The organism is Streptomyces sp. NPDC001381, from assembly GCF_042895685.1.
Taxonomy (GTDB): domain Bacteria; phylum Actinomycetota; class Actinomycetes; order Streptomycetales; family Streptomycetaceae; genus Streptomyces.
This window is the reverse complement of sequence record NZ_JBIAWO010000002.1, coordinates 1,479,282-1,495,227: the sequence shown is the minus strand read 5'-3', so window position 1 is coordinate 1,495,227 and position 15,946 is coordinate 1,479,282. Positions and strand designations below refer to the sequence as shown.

The following is a 15,946-nucleotide window of genomic DNA, read 5'->3' as shown; positions in this document are numbered from 1 at the left end:
GTCACCGCACCCCGCACCACACCGGACCCGGCCACCTCACCCCCCGCCAACACACCCAGCCCCGCCACGAGCTCAGCCGACCCACCACCCAGCACGACAGCCCGGTTCTCGAACGCCGTACGCGTCGACGCCAACGACCACGCCACATCCACCGGACGTATGTCGCCTGCTGTCGATTCCGCGTAGGACGCCAGCCGCCCCGCCTGACCCGCAAGCCCCTCCCCACCACGACCCGACACCACCCACGGCACCACACCACCAGCCACGAACACCGGCACCGCATCCGCGTGCTCCGAAGCCCGCCCCGGCACCGCCGGAGCCTCCTCCAGCACCACATGCGCGTTCGTCCCGCCCATCCCGAATGCACTCACCCCGGCCATGAGGGGCGTATCGGGGCGGGGCCAGGGGCTGTTGGCGTCCTGGACGCGGAGCCGGAGAGCGTCGAGGGGGATGTCGGGGTGGGGTGTCCGGTAGTTCAGGCTGGGCGGAAGTTCGCGGTGCTGGAGTGCCAGGACCGTCTTGACCAGGCCGGCGATTCCGGCCGCGCCCTCCAGGTGACCCACGTTGGTCTTGACGGAGCCCACGCGCAGTGGCTCTCCGGCGGGCCTGCCCTCGCCCAGGGCCGCGCCGAGGGCGGCCGCCTCGACGGGGTCGCCGACCGGAGTGCCCGTTCCGTGGAGTTCGACGTACTGGATGTCGTACGGGGCCGTCCCGGCGTTGCGCAGGGCACGGCGGATGACGTCTGCCTGGGCGTGCGCGTCGGGAGCGGTGAGCGTGTCACCACCGCCGTCGTTGTTGACGGCGCTGCCGCGGATGACGGCGCGGACGGGGTCGCCGTCGGCGAGCGCCCGGTCGAGCGGCTTCAGTACGACGAGGCCACCGCCCTCGCCACGGACGTACCCGTTGGCACGGGCGTCGAAGGTGTAGCAGCGGCCGTCGGGCGAGAGCGCGCCGAATCGGTGCGGGTAGAGGCTGCTTTCCGGGGCGAGGTGCAGGTTGACGCCGCCCGCGAGGGCGAGGTCGCTGTCGCCGTTGCGCAGGCTCTCGCAGGCCAGATGGACGGCGACGAGCGAGGACGACTGGGCCGAGTCGAGGGTGAGGCTGGGGCCGCGCAGGCCGAGGAGGTAGGAAAGCCTGTTGGCGACGAGCGCGCGGTGAGTGCCGGTGAAGGACTGGTGGGTGACGGCTTCGGGTCCGAACCCGTGGAGCAGGGTGGCGTAGTCGTCGTGGGCGGTCCCGATGAAGACGCCCGTGCTGGTGGAGCGGAGGTGTCCGGGCAGGATGCGGGAGTCCTCCAGGGCCTCCCAGGCGAGTTCGAGGACGAGGCGCTGCTGGGGGTCCATGGCGTCCGCCTCGCGGGGCGAGACACCGAAGAAGCGGGCGTCGAAACGGTCGACCTCGTCGAGGAATCCGCCCCAGCGGGGTACGCCGTCGCCGGGCTCGTCCCCGTTCCCGGGCTCGGTCAAGCCTCCTGAGCCGGAGGCGGACTTGCCCCCAGGCCGCCCGTCCCCCTCCCCGGACGACGGGCGGTCGGCGGGAGCAGACGGGCGCACGGCGCTCTCACCGTCGCGCAGCAGACGCCAGAGGCTGTCGGGGTCGGGCGCGCCGGGCAGGCGGCAGGCCAGGCCGACGACGGCGATGGCCCGGTGGGGCGCGGTGTTGAGCCCGTACGGTGTGCGTTCTGACTCGCTCATTCCACTCCACCAGCTTGTTGGCCCAGCCCGTGTGGACCGCAGACGTCGGGTACGGCATGCGTACGGCGCACGGCGTAGCCGGCGGACCGTCCCAGCCGGTCAGTGGTCGGAGAGCGGATCGCGGACCGCCGGGCCACCCACGCTAGGGGCGCATGGACTAGGGCGGCCCCTAGATTCATGCCGGTCCGCGGGGTGCGGGGGCGGGCCGTCGCGGGGGGTGTTTTCAGGAAACGCCCAGACATGGCGCGGGGGAAGGCGTCGGGTGTTGCGCTCGTCGGGGTTCTGCCGACTGAATGAGGCGACACCGCCCGGGGGGCGGCGGTGATGTGTCCGGGTCCCGGACCGGCGTGCGCGACGGAGCCTTGGCCGGTCCGGAGGAGGCGGAGGGAAATCCATGACGAACGCGGAACTCGCGGACCTGCGCGGCGCCCTGGTCAAGCTGCGCGGCAGCCTGCAGTCGCTACGGCTGACCGATGGCGACTCGCCGTACGTCCGCAGGCTGATGAACGACCTCGACCGGTTCCAGTTGGACATGGAGGATGTCACCGGAGCAGGAGTTCGCCTGTCGGCGCTGCACGGGGGCCGGTGTGAGCGGGACGTCGTGCGGATCAGCGACGGGCCGTACCAGCATCTGCCGTGGCAGGACGCGGACGACGAGGGTATCGGCGGTCACCGCCGCTGAGCGTGCGGTGGGCGGCGCCCGGTGGCCGGCCACGTGAGGTGACCGGGTCCGCCGTCCGAAAAGCGCCAGACTCCCCTGGTGGACCAGGGGAGTCCGGTGGCGGTGCGTGGTGACGCGAGGTCACTTCACGTACTCGGGCACGGCACGGGGCGGCCAGCTGCCGACCGTGAGGACACCCATCGAGTAGGCGCGGGAGACGAGCGCGGCGCGGTTGGGGGCCTTGAAGCGTCGCAGCATCAGACCGACGTGGTACTCCACGCCTTGGCGGCTGAGGTAGAGACGCGAGGCCAGTTGGATGGTCGAGGCGCCGGTGGCGACCCCTTCCAGGATGCGGGCGTCGAGGGCGGTGAGCATCGGCGTCGGTTTGGCGGGCCGCTCGGCCGCCTCGGCCGGCTCGTCCTCAGGGCTCATCAGGACGACGACACCCGACAGGTCGTCCCCCTCCCCCTTGACGGCTATGCCGGTGATCTCCGCGGAGAAGACACGGTCGTGGCCGCGCATGGCGACGACTCGCTCGACGAAGCGGCTGCCGTGGCCGTTCGAGAGATGGGTGAAGTGCTTGGGGAGGATGTTGCGGGCGCTCGGATGCAGGACGTCGTAGATGCTGCGTCCGCAGATCTCCGTGGACGGCCGGGCGACGTGACGGAAGAAGTCGGCGTTCGCCGCTTCGATCTTGAGACCGGCGTCCAGACTCGCCATGCAGGTGACGTGGGGCGGGGCGCCGTGCCGCCGGTCGCCACGGCGGACATTGCGCGATGCTTCGGGAAGGCCACTGACCATTGCCGACCTGTCGGCGTAGGGGAGCATGAAATTCCTCTCCTGAACGTCAACCGGGAACTGTGAATTCGACAGCGGAGGCAGAGCAGAAAGCCGCTGCGATGAATGTTCCATTCTTTTTCTGCACCGCTGTCGGCGACAGTAGGTCGGCCGTGCACGAGGAGTCAACGACGGCCAGGGCCGTGGGGGGAAATACTGCGGTGGCTCCGTACGGCGGGTTCGGTCATCGCGCGTAGCTTTGTTCGGTCGCCTGGTTCGGTACGGTCACTCGTGCACAGGGCGGGCGCGGTTGCACACGCGGAGTCCGTGTTGCACGGGGGTGGCCCCGATGTGTCACCGCTGGGGCGGGTACGGCCGGCGCAACACTCCTGTCTGCGCTTTCAGGCGAAGACCGGACATCCGTAACGCGAGAAGACACATGCGGAAACGCGGGCCGCGCCACCCATCGACGCATCCGCGTCTCGACAAGATAACGATCTTGCGGTCGTGGTTTCAGTGAGCCCGAGTGTGGGAACACCCCGGCTCCGTCCCGAGGGGCAACGGTGCCCCCATACCTCTCCACCGCTATTCCGGGAAGCGAAGAAGCACCCCCTGTGCAGACGCGATTAATTTCGTGCACTTATGTGGAGCGGTGGGAATTCCGTCGGCCCGATGAAAAGCCGTGGAGTCGCAAGAAAGCGAGATCACCCCAACACAGGAACCCCTTTCTCACCCGTCGGGGCGGCCCGCCGGTCACCGCCTTCGGGGACAATCCCGCCGCATCAGGAGACCCGGGCCGCCACTCCCCCTCCGCGGGCCCCGGCCCGTCTCGCACGGCTGGGGACACCGGGCCAGGCAGGTTCTGGGATGATCGCGCGGTGAGTGATGCGAGGCTGCCGGCCGCGGAGGCCGTCGAGTCACATGTCCGGGCGTTCTTCGCGGGGCATACCGTGGAGGTCGTCGACTTCGACCTGGGGTCGGACCGGCGGGACGTGGTGCCCGGTCTGCGCGTCCTCGTCGTGGAGCCCGGCCCCCGCAGCGACAGCTGGGCCTTCGTGACCGCCGGATGCTGGGCCTCGATGGAGAAGCACGGTCACGGACTGGACCTGCGACCACCTGCTGATCAGCCTGCCCTATCTCCACGGCCCCGACCTCGAACACTGCCCGCTGCCCGGGGGACACGCCCGCATCCTGTGGACCCTGCCCGTGACCACCGCCGAGATCGAGTTCCGCAGGCGTCACGGACACGAGGCGTTGGAGCAGCTCTTCGACGAGGCGGGGATCATCCCGACCGACCCCTTCCGGGCATCGGTCGCCTGAGCACCGCTCAGCCCTCCACGCCGGTGGAGTCGTGGGCCGCGCCCACCGGCTTCGACTCCGGGGAGCCGCGTTGGCGCAGGTAGATCGAGAGGATCGCCATCGATGCGACGGCCAGCGGTTCGGACTGCCAGTTCCGCAGGGTGCGGTTCCAGAAGTCCGCCGCGCCGCCCATGCCGACGGACACCGCGCCTCGGCTTCCCCCACCCGGCCGGTCCGGACCGCGGTGGCGTATCCCCTGTTTGCCGTATTCGTCGGCGGAGCACGCGACAGGGGTGGTACAGCCGCTCACACTGGATGACGGTCCCGATGTCGTCGGTGGGAGCTGTCGTGAGTTACACGCTACTGCGCGGCCAATTCGTCATCCGCTATCCCGACCTGCCCCGGCAGGGGCCGGAGCCGGACGGTGACACGGTCAAGTTCCGGCCGGACTCACCCGCCCTGGTCGAGGGACTGCCCCGGCCATCGGGGACGCCACCGGACCTCACCGCCCGAGGCGTCTCGGTCCGGCTGGAGGCGATCGACGCGCTGGAGACGCACTTCAGCGAGACCCACCAGGAGCTGACCGGCGCCAACGACGCCCGCGACAGGTTGCTGAAGCTTCTGGGATTCACCGGCTTCACCTTCTTCCCCGACCTCCCGAACAAGGTCAAGGCGGCCGACCAGGACAGCATCCGCGGTCATGTGCTTTCCAACGGGATCGACGCCAACGGCCGGCTGATCGGGTTCGTCTACCCTGGCGACCCCGCCGAGCCGGACGGGCACCGGGTGTACCTGGACGAAGCCCGGGTGGACCAGTCGGCCAACGCGACGCTGATGACGGAGGGGCTGGCGTACCCGGCGTTCTACGCGACCCTGCCCGCCTCGTTGCGCACTCACCTGGCAGGAAAGGCGCGCGCGGCGCGGGCCGCTCGGGCCGGACTGTGGCCCCGCTCGACGGCCGATCCGAACGGCAATGCCGGCGTCCCGGACCTCGCCGAGCTGCAAAAGCTGGTGATGTGGCCCAAGCTGTTCCGGCGGCTCGTGCCCTACCTCGCGGCGGGTGCCTCCGACCTCAACGGCTTCGATGCCTGGTTGCGGGCCGACCCGGTGCACCGCGACGACCAACTCTTCCTGCTGCACAGGGGCGAGTACGGCAACATGCACGACGTGATCAGCGCCGTGGGCAAGGACGTTCAGCTCACGGTCTGGCCGGAGGACTTCATCATCAGCCCCGACCCCGCACCCCCAGGAGCGCCCACCCACCCATAGGCTGGAGCCCGCGCCGTGGCGGAACCCGAGCGGCGGGCCCCGGTCCGCGTTCGTCGCATGGCGCGACACCGGCCCCGCCAGACGCCGACGGCAGGACCTGGCGGGCGCCGACGCCAGGACCTGGCGGGCGCTGCCCGCGGGCCCGGCTAGCGATTGACGGCTCGCATGCCCGCCTCGTCATAGCGCTCCCCCGCCGCCTCGGGCAGCTCCGCATCGATGCGGGCCAGGTCGTCCTCGGACAGCGCGATGTCGACGGCGGCGGCGTTCTGCTCCAGGTAGGTGCGGCGCTTGGTGCCCGGGATCGGCACCAGATCCTCCCCCTGGGCCAGCACCCAGGCGATGGCCAGCTGGGCCGGGGTCACGTCCTTCTCCGCGGCGATCTCCTTCACCTTTGCCGCGAGCCGCAGGTTCGCCTCCAGGTTGGCGTCCTGGAAGCGCGGGTTCTCGCGGCGCCAGTCGTTCACGTCCAGCTCGTCCGGCGAGCTGAACCGGCCGGCGAGGAAGCCTCGGCCGAGCGGCGAGTACGGCACGAAGCCGATGCCCAGCTCACGGCAGGCGGGCAGCACCTCGGCCTCCACATCCCGTGACCACAGCGAGTACTCGCTCTGCACCGCGGTGATCGGGTGCACGGCGTGGGCGCGCCGGATGGTCTCCGCGCTCGCCTCGCTCAGACCGATGCCCCGCACCTTGCCCTCGGCGACCAGCTCGCCCAGCGCGCCGACCGTCTCCTCGATGGGTACGTTCGGGTCGACCCGGTGCTGGTAGTACAGGTCGATGTACTCGGTTCCCAGACGCTGCAGGGAGCCGTGGACCGAGCTGCGGACGTGCTCGGCCGAGCCGTCCTGCGGGCCGACCGTGCTGATGTCACCGGGTACGGCATCGTCCATCCGATAGTTGAACTTCGTCGCGATCACGTACTCCTCGCGATGTCCCCGGACCGCCTCACCGACGAGGGACTCGTTGGTGAGCGGCCCGTACATCTGCGCGGTGTCGAGGAAGTCCACCCCGAGGTCGAGGGCGCGCCGGATGGTCGCGATCCCCTCCTCCCGGTCCGCCGATCCGTAAAAGGCGGACATGCCCATGCATCCCAGGCCGATGGCCGACACCTGGAGGTCCCGCAGACTGCGCTTCTTCATGCCGCGTCCCAGCCTCTCTCTGCACACTTGTTCGTCGTTCATCAGATGGCACAAAGCCCCTCGTCCATCTAGCGACGAGTCCCGGAACCCGGCATCCCGTGGACGCGCCGGGCTCACGGGCTTTGTGCGCCGCGATGTCTGCGACGCTACGACTTGGAGCGCACTCCAGCGCAAGTCGAGGTTCAGGCCGAACACAGTCTCGAACCGGTCGTGCCGCGCGGCCACCGGCTCGTTCACTTCGGGGTGTGCCCGCGGACCGTTTCGCGGAAGGTGATCGGAGTCTGGCCGGTGCGCCGGTGGAAGTACTTGCTGAAGTGGGTCGCGCTGGAGAAGCCGAGGCGGTCGGCGATTCGGGCGGCACTCTGATCGCTGTGGGCCAGGAGGCGCTTGGCTTCGAGGACGACGCGGCGGTCGATGAACTCCTTGGCGCCCACGCCGGCTGAGGCGAGGGTGGCGCGTGTGAGGGTGCGGGCCGAGTAGCCGAGCGTCGCGGCGTAGTCCTCGACCCGGCGGGTGCGGGCGAAGTCCTTCTCCACCGCGTCACGGAAGCGCAGGTAGGTGGCGTCGGGTTCGAGGGCGGGGCTGCCGGCGGGCGCGGTGAGGTGGGCCAGGCGCAGGACGAGGACGGCCAGCAGGTGGCGCAGGGCTGCCGTGTGGATCTCCAGGGGCAGGCGCCCGAGGGCGTGGAACTCTGCGGCGAGATGGTCGGCGGCCAGCCGCAGGGCCTGGGCGTCCTCGGGCAGGGGTGTGCGCAGGATCGGCGCGTGCGGGTCTTCCACGTGGGCGCCGGCCGAGGTGGCCGGGTCGAGGAAGTCCCGGCGGAACAGGATCACGGTGCCCTCGGCGTGGGTGAGGTCGCCCTGATCGACCAACAGATCCGCGACGTCGAGATCGCGCTCACCAAGGCAGGAGAAAGATGACCGCCCCAACCCCGCCCGGTCTCTCCGTCACGGCCGAGAAGGCCCTTCGAGAGGCCACGGAACGGCTCTTCACTGGTCGGCCCATCCGCACCGACGGCAAGCTCACCAAGCAGAACCTCTGGCGGGAGGCGGGCGGCAGTTGGGCCACGATGAACCGGGCAACCGCAGTACTCGTCGACTGGGATACCCACGTCAACCACAGCACGGCAAGCAAACACGACCAGGCCCAGACCGCGGAGATCGCCCGCCTCCGCCGCCAACTGCGAGACAACCGACACGAGCGACAACGACTCCAAGACGAAGTCGACGCCGCCGCCACAGTCATCGCGGCCCTGCTCGCGGAGAACACTGCCCTCCGCGAGCAGATCGCCAAACACTCAGCCGTCGTCCTCCCGCTCGACCGAGCACACGCCACACGCGAGTGAAAGCTGCGCGGAACCAGCCCAGAGCCAGCGGGCTGAGATGGTGAGGTGTCGTGATCAACCCTCGTGGCGCCGACGCGCGAGATGGACGCCGTAGGCGGTGCAGTCCAACACATCCGCAGGCCCCGAAGGGTATCGAGGACTCTCCGGGCCGGTCATGGGCGGCAGGCCGGCGACGCGCGGGAGTGGACGTCAGCGTGTGAAGGAACTATTCGAACTGGATCCAGAGCTGGCGGGGTGCGGGGACGTCCTGTTGCGCTCGGATCGTTCCGCAGCGAGGACGCTTTCCAGTACAGCGGGAAACCGCCGCAGAGCCTCCTTTCTCAGAGTTACGTAGCAGCGCGTGCCCTCCATCCGTTGCCAAGTGAGTCCCGCCTCACGAAGGGTCTTCATGTGGTGACTGAAAGTGGACTGAGCGATTCGAACGGTGAAGTCTGTGCGCACATGCTCGTTGCCGTCCGCCAGGACGCCCATGACGTGCAGGCGGACAGGATCACCCAGAGCCGAGAGCACTGCGGCGAGGGTGACCTCTTCGAGGTCGGGGTGGCTTACTTCCTTGGGCACAGCAGAAAGCATACATCGATAATCGACGATTTTCGATGTAGTGTCCTCACGTAGACACCCGACTGTGCTGATGTTTGCCGGGCGGCCGTGTCCTGACGCCAGCCGTACAGCAAGAGGAAGACGCATCATGGAACACCAGTCCGCCCGACCCCTTCATAACCGCGTCGTCATCGTCACCGGAGCAGGTACGGGGATCGGCCGGGCAACGGCGGTCGCGATGGCCGAAGCGGGGGCGCACGTCCTTGGTGTCGGGCGACGCCAGGTGGCCCTGGAGGAGACTGCCGCCATGCACCCCTGCATCGCGACTCTCGCCACGGACCTGCACGTGGAGCATGCCCCTGAGCTGATCATCGGTACGGCGATCGACCGGTGGAACCAGCTTGACGTGGTGGTGAACAACGCCGGCGCCACCGCACGTGTCTCGTTGGACGAGGTGACACGTTCGCGCATCACCGACCTGTTCGACCTCAACGTGATCGCACCTACCATGCTCGCCCAGGCAGCGTTGCCTCACCTGCGCCGCAGCAAAGGTTCGATCATCAACATCTCCAGCACCTACGGCCATCGCCCCCACCCAGGCGGTGCCCACTATGGGGCGACCAAGGCCGCCCTGGAACAGCTGACGCGGACCTGGGCCGTCGAGCTGGCCCAGGACGGGATCAGAGTGAATGCCATTGCTCCCGGGCCGACTGAGAGCGAGGCTCTGTCCGTCAGCGGGCTCACGGAGGAGGAGGTGATGAAGGTCAAGAAGGAGCAGGCATCCCGGATCCCTCTGGGAAGGAGGGGAGAGCCGGAGGAAGTCGCGTCCTGGATTGTCCGCTTCGCAGATCCCACCGCAACGTGGCTGACGGGCCAGGTTCTTACGATCGACGGAGGCCTCGAACTGATCTGAATACGCTTTTCCGGTGATCCACCGGACATCAGGCCCCAGCGGAGACGCGACGGCTGCCGCGATCTCGTCGGCCTTGCCCATCCGTCGGTGAGCACCTGCTCGCTCCCGTGTGACGCGGAACGCGGCGACCACGCCGTCTGCCGGCCGTCGTCCGTCCAGCCTGGCGTGCGGACCGGTCCGGGCGACATCCCTCGACCCGGGATGCCACAGGTCGCTAACCTCTCCGGCACGTGGTCGGCGACCATATGAAGGCCGGTCGCGGTGAGGGAGGTTGGTCAGCTCGGCCGTGTGGTGCTCCGTGTCGGGTTTGTACATGTCGCAGATTGCCGCCGCCACTGCCGCCTCGAGCCCAGGGTCACCGGCTGTTGAGAAGGAGCCGGAGTCCAAGGTCGCTGCCGGGACTGCGGCGTCGACGACCCGGATGTTGGGCGGGACCAGATCACCGTGGATGGCGGTGCAGAGGTCGTCGGCAGGGCTCGCAGCGATTCAGTGGTCTCACTTGACCGGTCAGGACAACCGGGGCGCCGCCGCGGTGAGCACGTTCCGGTGGTCGCGGGCGGCGCGCTCGGCCGGAGCGGCCAGTGCCTCGGGGAGCGGGTGTGACCGTTTCGCAGGGGCGGTCGTCGCCCTGCACGGTCAGCCGCCGCGTCCCGGGCGATCCCGGCACAGACGCCACAGGCCCGGCCGCACAGTGAGTGCTCGGCCGGTCCCACACTACGATCAAGGCCTTCAGCAGATGGTGGGCCTCGTCCAGCAGACACGATGGAGTCACTCTCGGCGAGAGAGGTGCGTCCGGCTGGCTACGTGCGCGTCGAACCGCTGCTGGTCCAGCAGGTTCCGGCCGAGACAGAGCGAAGAAGTTGGCGGACGAGGACCGGCGCGGTCTGACCGCCCTGGTGGGGGCCGATGTCAACCCGTACGGCACCTTCCGCCCGGACCAGCGGGGGGCGAGCCGCCTCCCTGGCTGTTCACCGTGCAGGTACGTATGTCGTTGAACGCTTTTGTGCCTGTGTGAGCCGGGGCGGCTGGCACTAGCCGCCCCGGCTGATTCCACCAGCAAGTGCACGGCGGTGGAGTTCGCCAGCCACCGTGACCGCCGGTAGTTCCGTCGGTCAGATGCCCACCGGGTACCGGCTGGTGATGGCGACGCGGTTGAAGGCGTTCATCACGGTTGCCAGCCAGGCGACTGCCGAGATCTGGTCCGCGGTGAGTATGTCCGCGGCGGCGTTGAAGTCCTCGTCACCGACGTGTCCGTCCGGTACGCGTGTGATCGCCTCGGTGAGGCGCAGGGCGGCGCGGTCGGTGTCGGAGAAGTAGCCGGTCTCCGCCCAAGCGGGCAGCACCGCGATCCGGTCGGGGTTCTCGCCCTTCTTCAGGGCGTCGTTCGTGTGCATGCGCAGGCAGAACGCGCAGCCGTTGATCTGGGAGGTGCGGATCCTCAGCAGTTCGACCAGAAGGGGGTCGAGGCCCGCTGCGGCGGTGGCCTTCTCCACCTCCGCCGACAGGGCGATAAGGGTCTTGTAGGCGGCCGGGTGCTGCTCGCCGATGTTGACGCGCTGGGGGTCGGTCATGGTTCCTTTGCTTCCTTGGTGCGGTGCGCGCCGCGCTTGTCGGACGCGTCTTGATGGTGATGGGGCGTGCTCCGGCGGGGGGCGGAGTTCGTGAAGGGTGTTGCGGCCCCGCTGCATGCCCCGGGGGTTACGACGTCGGGTCTTCGACCTTGAGCTTGGCCCCGGTGTCGGAGACGAAGACGACAAGGATCTTTGCCGGCTTGGTCCGGCTGGCGTTCTCTGTGAGGACGTGGTGGGCGCCCGGCTGCTCGACCCAGTTCTCGCCCTGGTGGTAGGTGGTCACGGGCTTGTCGTCGAGCTTGCTGCGCACGGTGCCTTCGAGGACGTAGGCGTAGACGAACGCCTGGCCGTGCCGGTGCGGCAGCGCGCTTGCACCGGGCGGAAAGGCGACGATCGCTGAGGTGAAGGTCTTGCCCTTCACATTCACAAGCGCCTGTTGCAGCAGCGGTGTGAAGGTTTCGACGGAGCGCCTCGATGCGGCGACCGTCGCCGGCGCACTGGCGTGGGCGGGCTGGTCGGAGGCCGAGCAGGCCGTGGCCCCTGCCAGTGTGGCCGCAGCCAGCAGGCCGACGGCGGTTCGCATTGCTATCACAATGGGTTTCTCGATTCAGTCTTGCGTGATGCGGATGATCGTCTTGCCGGGGGTACGCGTGCCGGGGGCGAACGCGGTGGGTGCCTCGGCGAGCGGCCGCACAGCACCGACGAGCGGCTGGAGCCGGCCGTCCCTCAGCCGCGTGGCGAGCTCGGCGAGCCGTGCGCGGTCGGGTTCGACGACGAAGAAGACCGCCCGCCCGTCCTTGGGCTGGACCTTGGGCGGCATAACAATGCTGACCAGCGTGCCGCCGGCTCGGACCAGGGTGGCCGAGCGGTCGAGGATGTCACCGCCGATCACGTCGAGCACGACGTCGACCTCGCCGGCGTGCTCCAGCTTCTCGGCCTGCAGATCGATGAAGGTGTCTACCCCGAGGGCGAGTGCCCTGTCCCGGTCGGAGGCCCGGCCGGTGCCGATGACGCGGGCGCCGGCCTCGCGGGCGAGCTGCACGGCGATCGAGCCGACGCCGCCCGCAGCACCGTGGATGAGGACGGTCTGGCCCGTGGTGAGGTGGCCGTGGTCGAACAGGCCCTGCCAGGCGGTCAGTCCGGAGATGGGCAGCGCGGCGGCCACGGTGTGGTCGATGTCCGCCGGCAGCGGGGCGAGGTTGCGGGCCTCCACCGCGACGTACTCGGCGAGGCTGCCGTTGCGGGTCCAGTCAGCCAGGCCGAACACTCTCTGTCCGACGCTCAGGCCGGTGGTGCCGTACCCCAGCTCCGCGACGACACCGGACAGCTCGTGCCCGGGCACACTGGGCGTCCGGTCGCGGCCGGCGCGATCGGTCCACGTTGCGGGCCAGTCCAGTTCGCCGCGGGTGAAGCCGGCGGCGTGCACGCGCACGATGACGTCGTTCTCGGCCGCATGGGGGTAGGGCATGTCCGTCAGGGACATACCGGCGACACCGGCGTCACGGTCTCGCACAGTGATGGCTTGCATGCTGATCCTTACTGGGAGAGGCGATGGCGAGCGCACAGCGCATTCGCGCGCAGGGCTCATGGCGGCTGCAGGTGGATGTATGCCGTTCTGCATGATCGATCTCACCTGCTCGCGCGTATTGCTTCGTCGCCCGTTGTGCGTTCTCAGCAGGGAGACGAGATAGCCCCTGCGCGTGTGACAGCTCAGACGCGCGCGAGTTTGTCGGGGTTGATGACCCGGCGGTACGCGGTGATCAGACCGTCTGTGATCTGCACCGTGTCGACGGAGTAGACGCGGCCTTGCCGGTGGAAGACGAGGGCCAGCTCGCCGCCGACCTCCGCGAAGTCGATGCGGTCGGGGCGCCACTGGCGCCCCGTGCGCACCATGACCTCGGCAACGCGCCCGCGTCCGTGAATGAGCTTGCGTGCCGCCAAGACCTTGCCGCCGCCGTCGGTGACGTAGACCGCGTCCGGGTGCAGGAGCCTGACCAGGCCGGCCAGGTCGCCGGCCTCGTAGGCGGCGCGGAAGACCTTGAGGACCCGTTCCCGCTCTGCCTTCGACGCCTGAGGTGTGGACTGCTTCGCCTTGGCCACCCTCCGTCGTGCCCGCGAGGCGAGCTGCCGGGCTCCCGGCACGGAGACATCGAGCACTTCGGCGATCCGGCCGAACTCAAGGCCGAAGACATCGTGCAGGATGAAGGACACCCGCTCCGGCGGGCTCAGCTCTTCCATGACCAGGAGCATCGCCGAACTGACCGATTCGTCGACGAGTACCGGCTGCGACGCGTCCGGGCCCGTCAGCAGCGGCTCCGGCAGCCACGGCCCGACATACGTCTCCCGTCGGAAACGGGCACTCTTGAGGATGTCGTACGACCGTCGCGCGGCCACCGTCACCAGCCAGGCCCGCAGATCACCGATGTCCTGCAGATCCGCTCCTGCCGCCCGCAGCCACACGTCCTGGGTCACATCCTCGGCATCGGCCACACTCCCCAGCAGCCGGTAGGCCACACCGAAAACCGCGGGCCGGTGCCTCTCCCATTCGGCTCCGAGCAGATCCTCCTGCCCAGACCGTCCGGGCTCGTACCCGTCACCCATACGGATCGCAACCTCCTCCAGCCTGCGGAGCCAGCGTAGAGCCGAGCTCAGGAAGTCCGCTCTGACACGGCGGTCATAAGTCGTGGGTCGAGCTGCTCTGGGGCTGGTGTCGGCGTACGGCGGTGTTTCCCGGTGGAGGCACTCCCGCTGGGGCAACACCACCCGGAGCCGACTCGCCGGGGGATGCTCAGCAGCGGGTCAGTTCACGTTGAGGCTCGCCTTTCCCGGCCGTCCGCGTCAGGTCTCCGGTCGGCCGGTGAGCACGCGATCGTCCGGCGTGGAGGGCCGCACCCAAGGACAGCGCCCCGACGAAGCCGACGTACAGGTAGCCCGTGGTCTCCAGTCCCCAGGAGGGCGCCGCGACCCCGGCCGCGAGGGACGGAAGACTCAACGCCGCATAGCTGATCACGTAGACGGCCGAGAAGACCTCCGAGCGCGACGTCGCGGTGGTGACCGCGCTGATGGCGCGCAGGCTCCCGTTGAACGTCAGGCCGACGCCCAGCCCTGCGACGACTGATCCGCCCACGTACACGGCCGCCGACGCAACAGCGATGGCCACCGCCAGTCCGAACGCACCCAGAGCCAGGAGAATCGCCCCTAGCGACGTTGCGTGCCGTGCCGTCTGCCGAACGGAGCAGAAGGCGCCCACGCTGTTGGCCACAAACAGCGCCGCGATGCTGAGCCCGCCCGCAGCGCCGAACCGCACATGCAGGACGTTGCTCACCAGGGAGGGGGTGAGCGAAAGGAACAGACCCGTGACGGCCCACCCCGCGACAAGAGCGGGAACCGAGGCGAGGAACGCCGGCCGGACCTCCCGAGGGACCCGGACCCTTGGTCGCAACGACGCCAGCCGAAATGCTGGAGGGGCGGGTGGCTCGGGGATCCTGAGGACGACCGCGGCCAGAACGACGAAGGTCAGCGTAAGGACCGGAAAGACATACGCGTCGGGGCGTGACGTCGACTGCACCAGCAACCCCACGACTCCGGCACCGGTGGCCATGCCGATACCCGTGCCCACCGCCGTCATCGTCGGCCCCAGCTGCGGACGTCGCGCAGGTGAGAGGTCGACCAGTCCGGCGGCAAGAGCACCTGTGGCCGTCCCCGTGGCGATGCCCTGCACCACCCGGGCGATCAGGAGGGAGACGATACCGTCGGCCGTCCAGAAGATGGCCGTGCTGGTCGCCGCCACCAGAAGGGCGGCGACCAGCACAGGGCGGCGCCCCAGGTGGTCGCTCAGCGATCCGACCGTCAGCAACGCGCCGAGCAGACCGACGACATACACCGCGAAGACCACCGTCAGCATCGTGACCGACAGGCCCCAGCGCTCCCGGTACAGCGGGTAGATCGGTGACGGTGCGCTTGCCGTGGCCATCATCACCACATTGGCACAGACCAGCACGGCGAAGGCCGGACCTCGCCCGAGACGACGCCCGCCGTGAGAGCAACTCACACGTTTCATCACGTTGCCTCTTCTGGCGTCCTGATCAGCTCGGCCAGGGAGCGCCCAGCATGCGCTCGACCGTGGTGGTGCGGCGGAAGCCGGGAACGAAGTGCGCCAGCACATCGGCATTCACGGTTCCGTTCGTGGTCTCGGGGCGGTGCTTGAGCCCGTCGACGTAGGCCTGCAGGAACTCGTTCTTGAAGTCGCCCCGCGGATGGGTGGCGGTGATCTCGTCCACCTGGCTGCGGTCCAGCTCGTCCAGACCGAAGCCGAGCACGTCGGTCAGAACCCCGAAGTACGTGACGGCGACCTCCGGGCCCATCCGGTGGGGAATACCCGGGGTCGTGTGCAGCGCGATCGCCGTCCACACCACGTCGGCGGCCGCGGCCGGGAAACCACGGTCGAGCATGAACTTGCGGGCGTGGTCGGCTCCATCGACCTCGAAGCGCTGCTCTGCACTGGAAAACGGCGTCAACAGGCCCGTGTCGTGGAACATGGCGGACAGGTAGAGAAGCTCCGGGTCGGGGTCCAGGCCAAGCCTGTGAGCATGAATGGCGCCGAAGACGAAAACGCGCCGGGAGTGGTGGTAGATGAGGGGGCTGGTCATCTCCTGCATGACACGGGTGGCCTCGGCGACTGCCGCCGTTTCAGGAATTTCTACCCCCGCGATGATCTCGCTCATGACTTCTGCTCCTTCGG

14 protein-coding genes and 2 pseudogenes are annotated in these 15,946 nt (G+C 69.1%); 5 read left to right on the top strand and 11 right to left on the bottom strand.

Annotation, left to right across the window (positions count from 1 at the left end):
* A partial coding sequence (locus ACFY2L_RS13645; protein WP_390822387.1) for a type I polyketide synthase occupies positions 1-1,694 on the bottom strand: 1,694 nt, incomplete at its 3' end.
* Positions 1,695-2,088: 394 nt separating this feature from the next.
* Here ACFY2L_RS13645 and ACFY2L_RS13640 point away from each other — a divergent pair.
* Positions 2,089-2,376, top strand: a complete 288-nt coding sequence (locus ACFY2L_RS13640; protein ID WP_390657079.1) for a hypothetical protein — start codon at positions 2,089-2,091, stop codon at positions 2,374-2,376.
* A gap of 120 nt (positions 2,377-2,496) precedes the next feature.
* On the opposite strand, the gene ACFY2L_RS13635 is transcribed toward ACFY2L_RS13640, so the two are convergent.
* A complete protein-coding gene (locus ACFY2L_RS13635) occupies positions 2,497-3,075 on the bottom strand; it encodes a helix-turn-helix transcriptional regulator (RefSeq protein ID WP_390657078.1) in 579 nt (192 codons plus the stop codon).
* A gap of 1,173 nt (positions 3,076-4,248) precedes the next feature.
* On the opposite strand from ACFY2L_RS13635, the gene ACFY2L_RS13630 reads away from it, so the two are divergent.
* The gene (locus ACFY2L_RS13630; protein ID WP_390822423.1) at positions 4,249-4,452 is read left to right on the top strand and encodes a suppressor of fused domain protein; all 204 of its coding nucleotides are present in this window, start codon (positions 4,249-4,251) and stop codon (positions 4,450-4,452) included.
* Between the two features lie 7 nt (positions 4,453-4,459).
* Here ACFY2L_RS13630 and ACFY2L_RS13625 read toward each other — a convergent pair.
* A pseudogene (locus ACFY2L_RS13625) lies at positions 4,460-4,615 on the bottom strand (DUF6766 family protein); the annotation flags it as partial.
* A 164-nt stretch (positions 4,616-4,779) separates the two neighbouring features.
* Between ACFY2L_RS13625 and ACFY2L_RS13620 the strand changes: the two are divergent.
* Positions 4,780-5,700, top strand: coding sequence for a hypothetical protein (locus tag ACFY2L_RS13620; protein ID WP_390657076.1), 921 nt, complete (start codon positions 4,780-4,782; stop codon positions 5,698-5,700).
* A 146-nt stretch (positions 5,701-5,846) separates the two neighbouring features.
* On the opposite strand, the gene ACFY2L_RS13615 is transcribed toward ACFY2L_RS13620, so the two are convergent.
* The gene (locus ACFY2L_RS13615) at positions 5,847-6,836 is read right to left on the bottom strand and encodes an aldo/keto reductase (RefSeq protein ID WP_390657075.1); all 990 of its coding nucleotides are present in this window, start codon (positions 6,834-6,836) and stop codon (positions 5,847-5,849) included.
* 233 nt (positions 6,837-7,069) lie between these two features.
* Positions 7,070-7,696: pseudogene (locus ACFY2L_RS13610) on the bottom strand (helix-turn-helix transcriptional regulator); the annotation flags it as partial.
* A gap of 56 nt (positions 7,697-7,752) precedes the next feature.
* On the opposite strand from ACFY2L_RS13610, the gene ACFY2L_RS13605 reads away from it, so the two are divergent.
* Positions 7,753-8,181, top strand: a complete 429-nt coding sequence (locus ACFY2L_RS13605; RefSeq protein WP_390822386.1) for a hypothetical protein — start codon at positions 7,753-7,755, stop codon at positions 8,179-8,181.
* A gap of 688 nt (positions 8,182-8,869) precedes the next feature.
* Positions 8,870-9,634: an SDR family NAD(P)-dependent oxidoreductase gene (locus ACFY2L_RS13600; RefSeq protein ID WP_390822385.1), complete on the top strand. Its 765-nt coding sequence runs from the start codon at positions 8,870-8,872 to the stop codon at positions 9,632-9,634.
* A 1,112-nt stretch (positions 9,635-10,746) separates the two neighbouring features.
* On the opposite strand, the gene ACFY2L_RS13595 is transcribed toward ACFY2L_RS13600, so the two are convergent.
* The 6 genes from ACFY2L_RS13595 to ACFY2L_RS13570 form a co-directional block, all read right to left on the bottom strand.
* Positions 10,747-11,205, bottom strand: coding sequence for a carboxymuconolactone decarboxylase family protein (locus tag ACFY2L_RS13595; protein ID WP_390822384.1), 459 nt, complete (start codon positions 11,203-11,205; stop codon positions 10,747-10,749).
* A 127-nt stretch (positions 11,206-11,332) separates the two neighbouring features.
* On the bottom strand, positions 11,333-11,788 hold the full coding sequence (locus tag ACFY2L_RS13590; protein ID WP_390822383.1) for a cupin domain-containing protein: 456 nt from the start codon (positions 11,786-11,788) through the stop codon (positions 11,333-11,335).
* A gap of 24 nt (positions 11,789-11,812) precedes the next feature.
* Complete coding sequence (locus ACFY2L_RS13585) at positions 11,813-12,733, bottom strand: NADP-dependent oxidoreductase (protein WP_390822382.1); 921 nt, start codon at positions 12,731-12,733, stop codon at positions 11,813-11,815.
* A 182-nt stretch (positions 12,734-12,915) separates the two neighbouring features.
* Positions 12,916-13,806, bottom strand: a complete 891-nt coding sequence (sigJ, locus tag ACFY2L_RS13580; protein WP_390822381.1) for an RNA polymerase sigma factor SigJ — start codon at positions 13,804-13,806, stop codon at positions 12,916-12,918.
* A gap of 187 nt (positions 13,807-13,993) precedes the next feature.
* Complete coding sequence (locus ACFY2L_RS13575; RefSeq protein WP_390822380.1) at positions 13,994-15,205, bottom strand: MFS transporter; 1,212 nt, start codon at positions 15,203-15,205, stop codon at positions 13,994-13,996.
* 85 nt (positions 15,206-15,290) lie between these two features.
* Complete coding sequence (locus ACFY2L_RS13570) at positions 15,291-15,929, bottom strand: HD domain-containing protein (RefSeq protein WP_390822379.1); 639 nt, start codon at positions 15,927-15,929, stop codon at positions 15,291-15,293.
* Between the last annotated feature and the right edge of the window lie 17 nt (positions 15,930-15,946).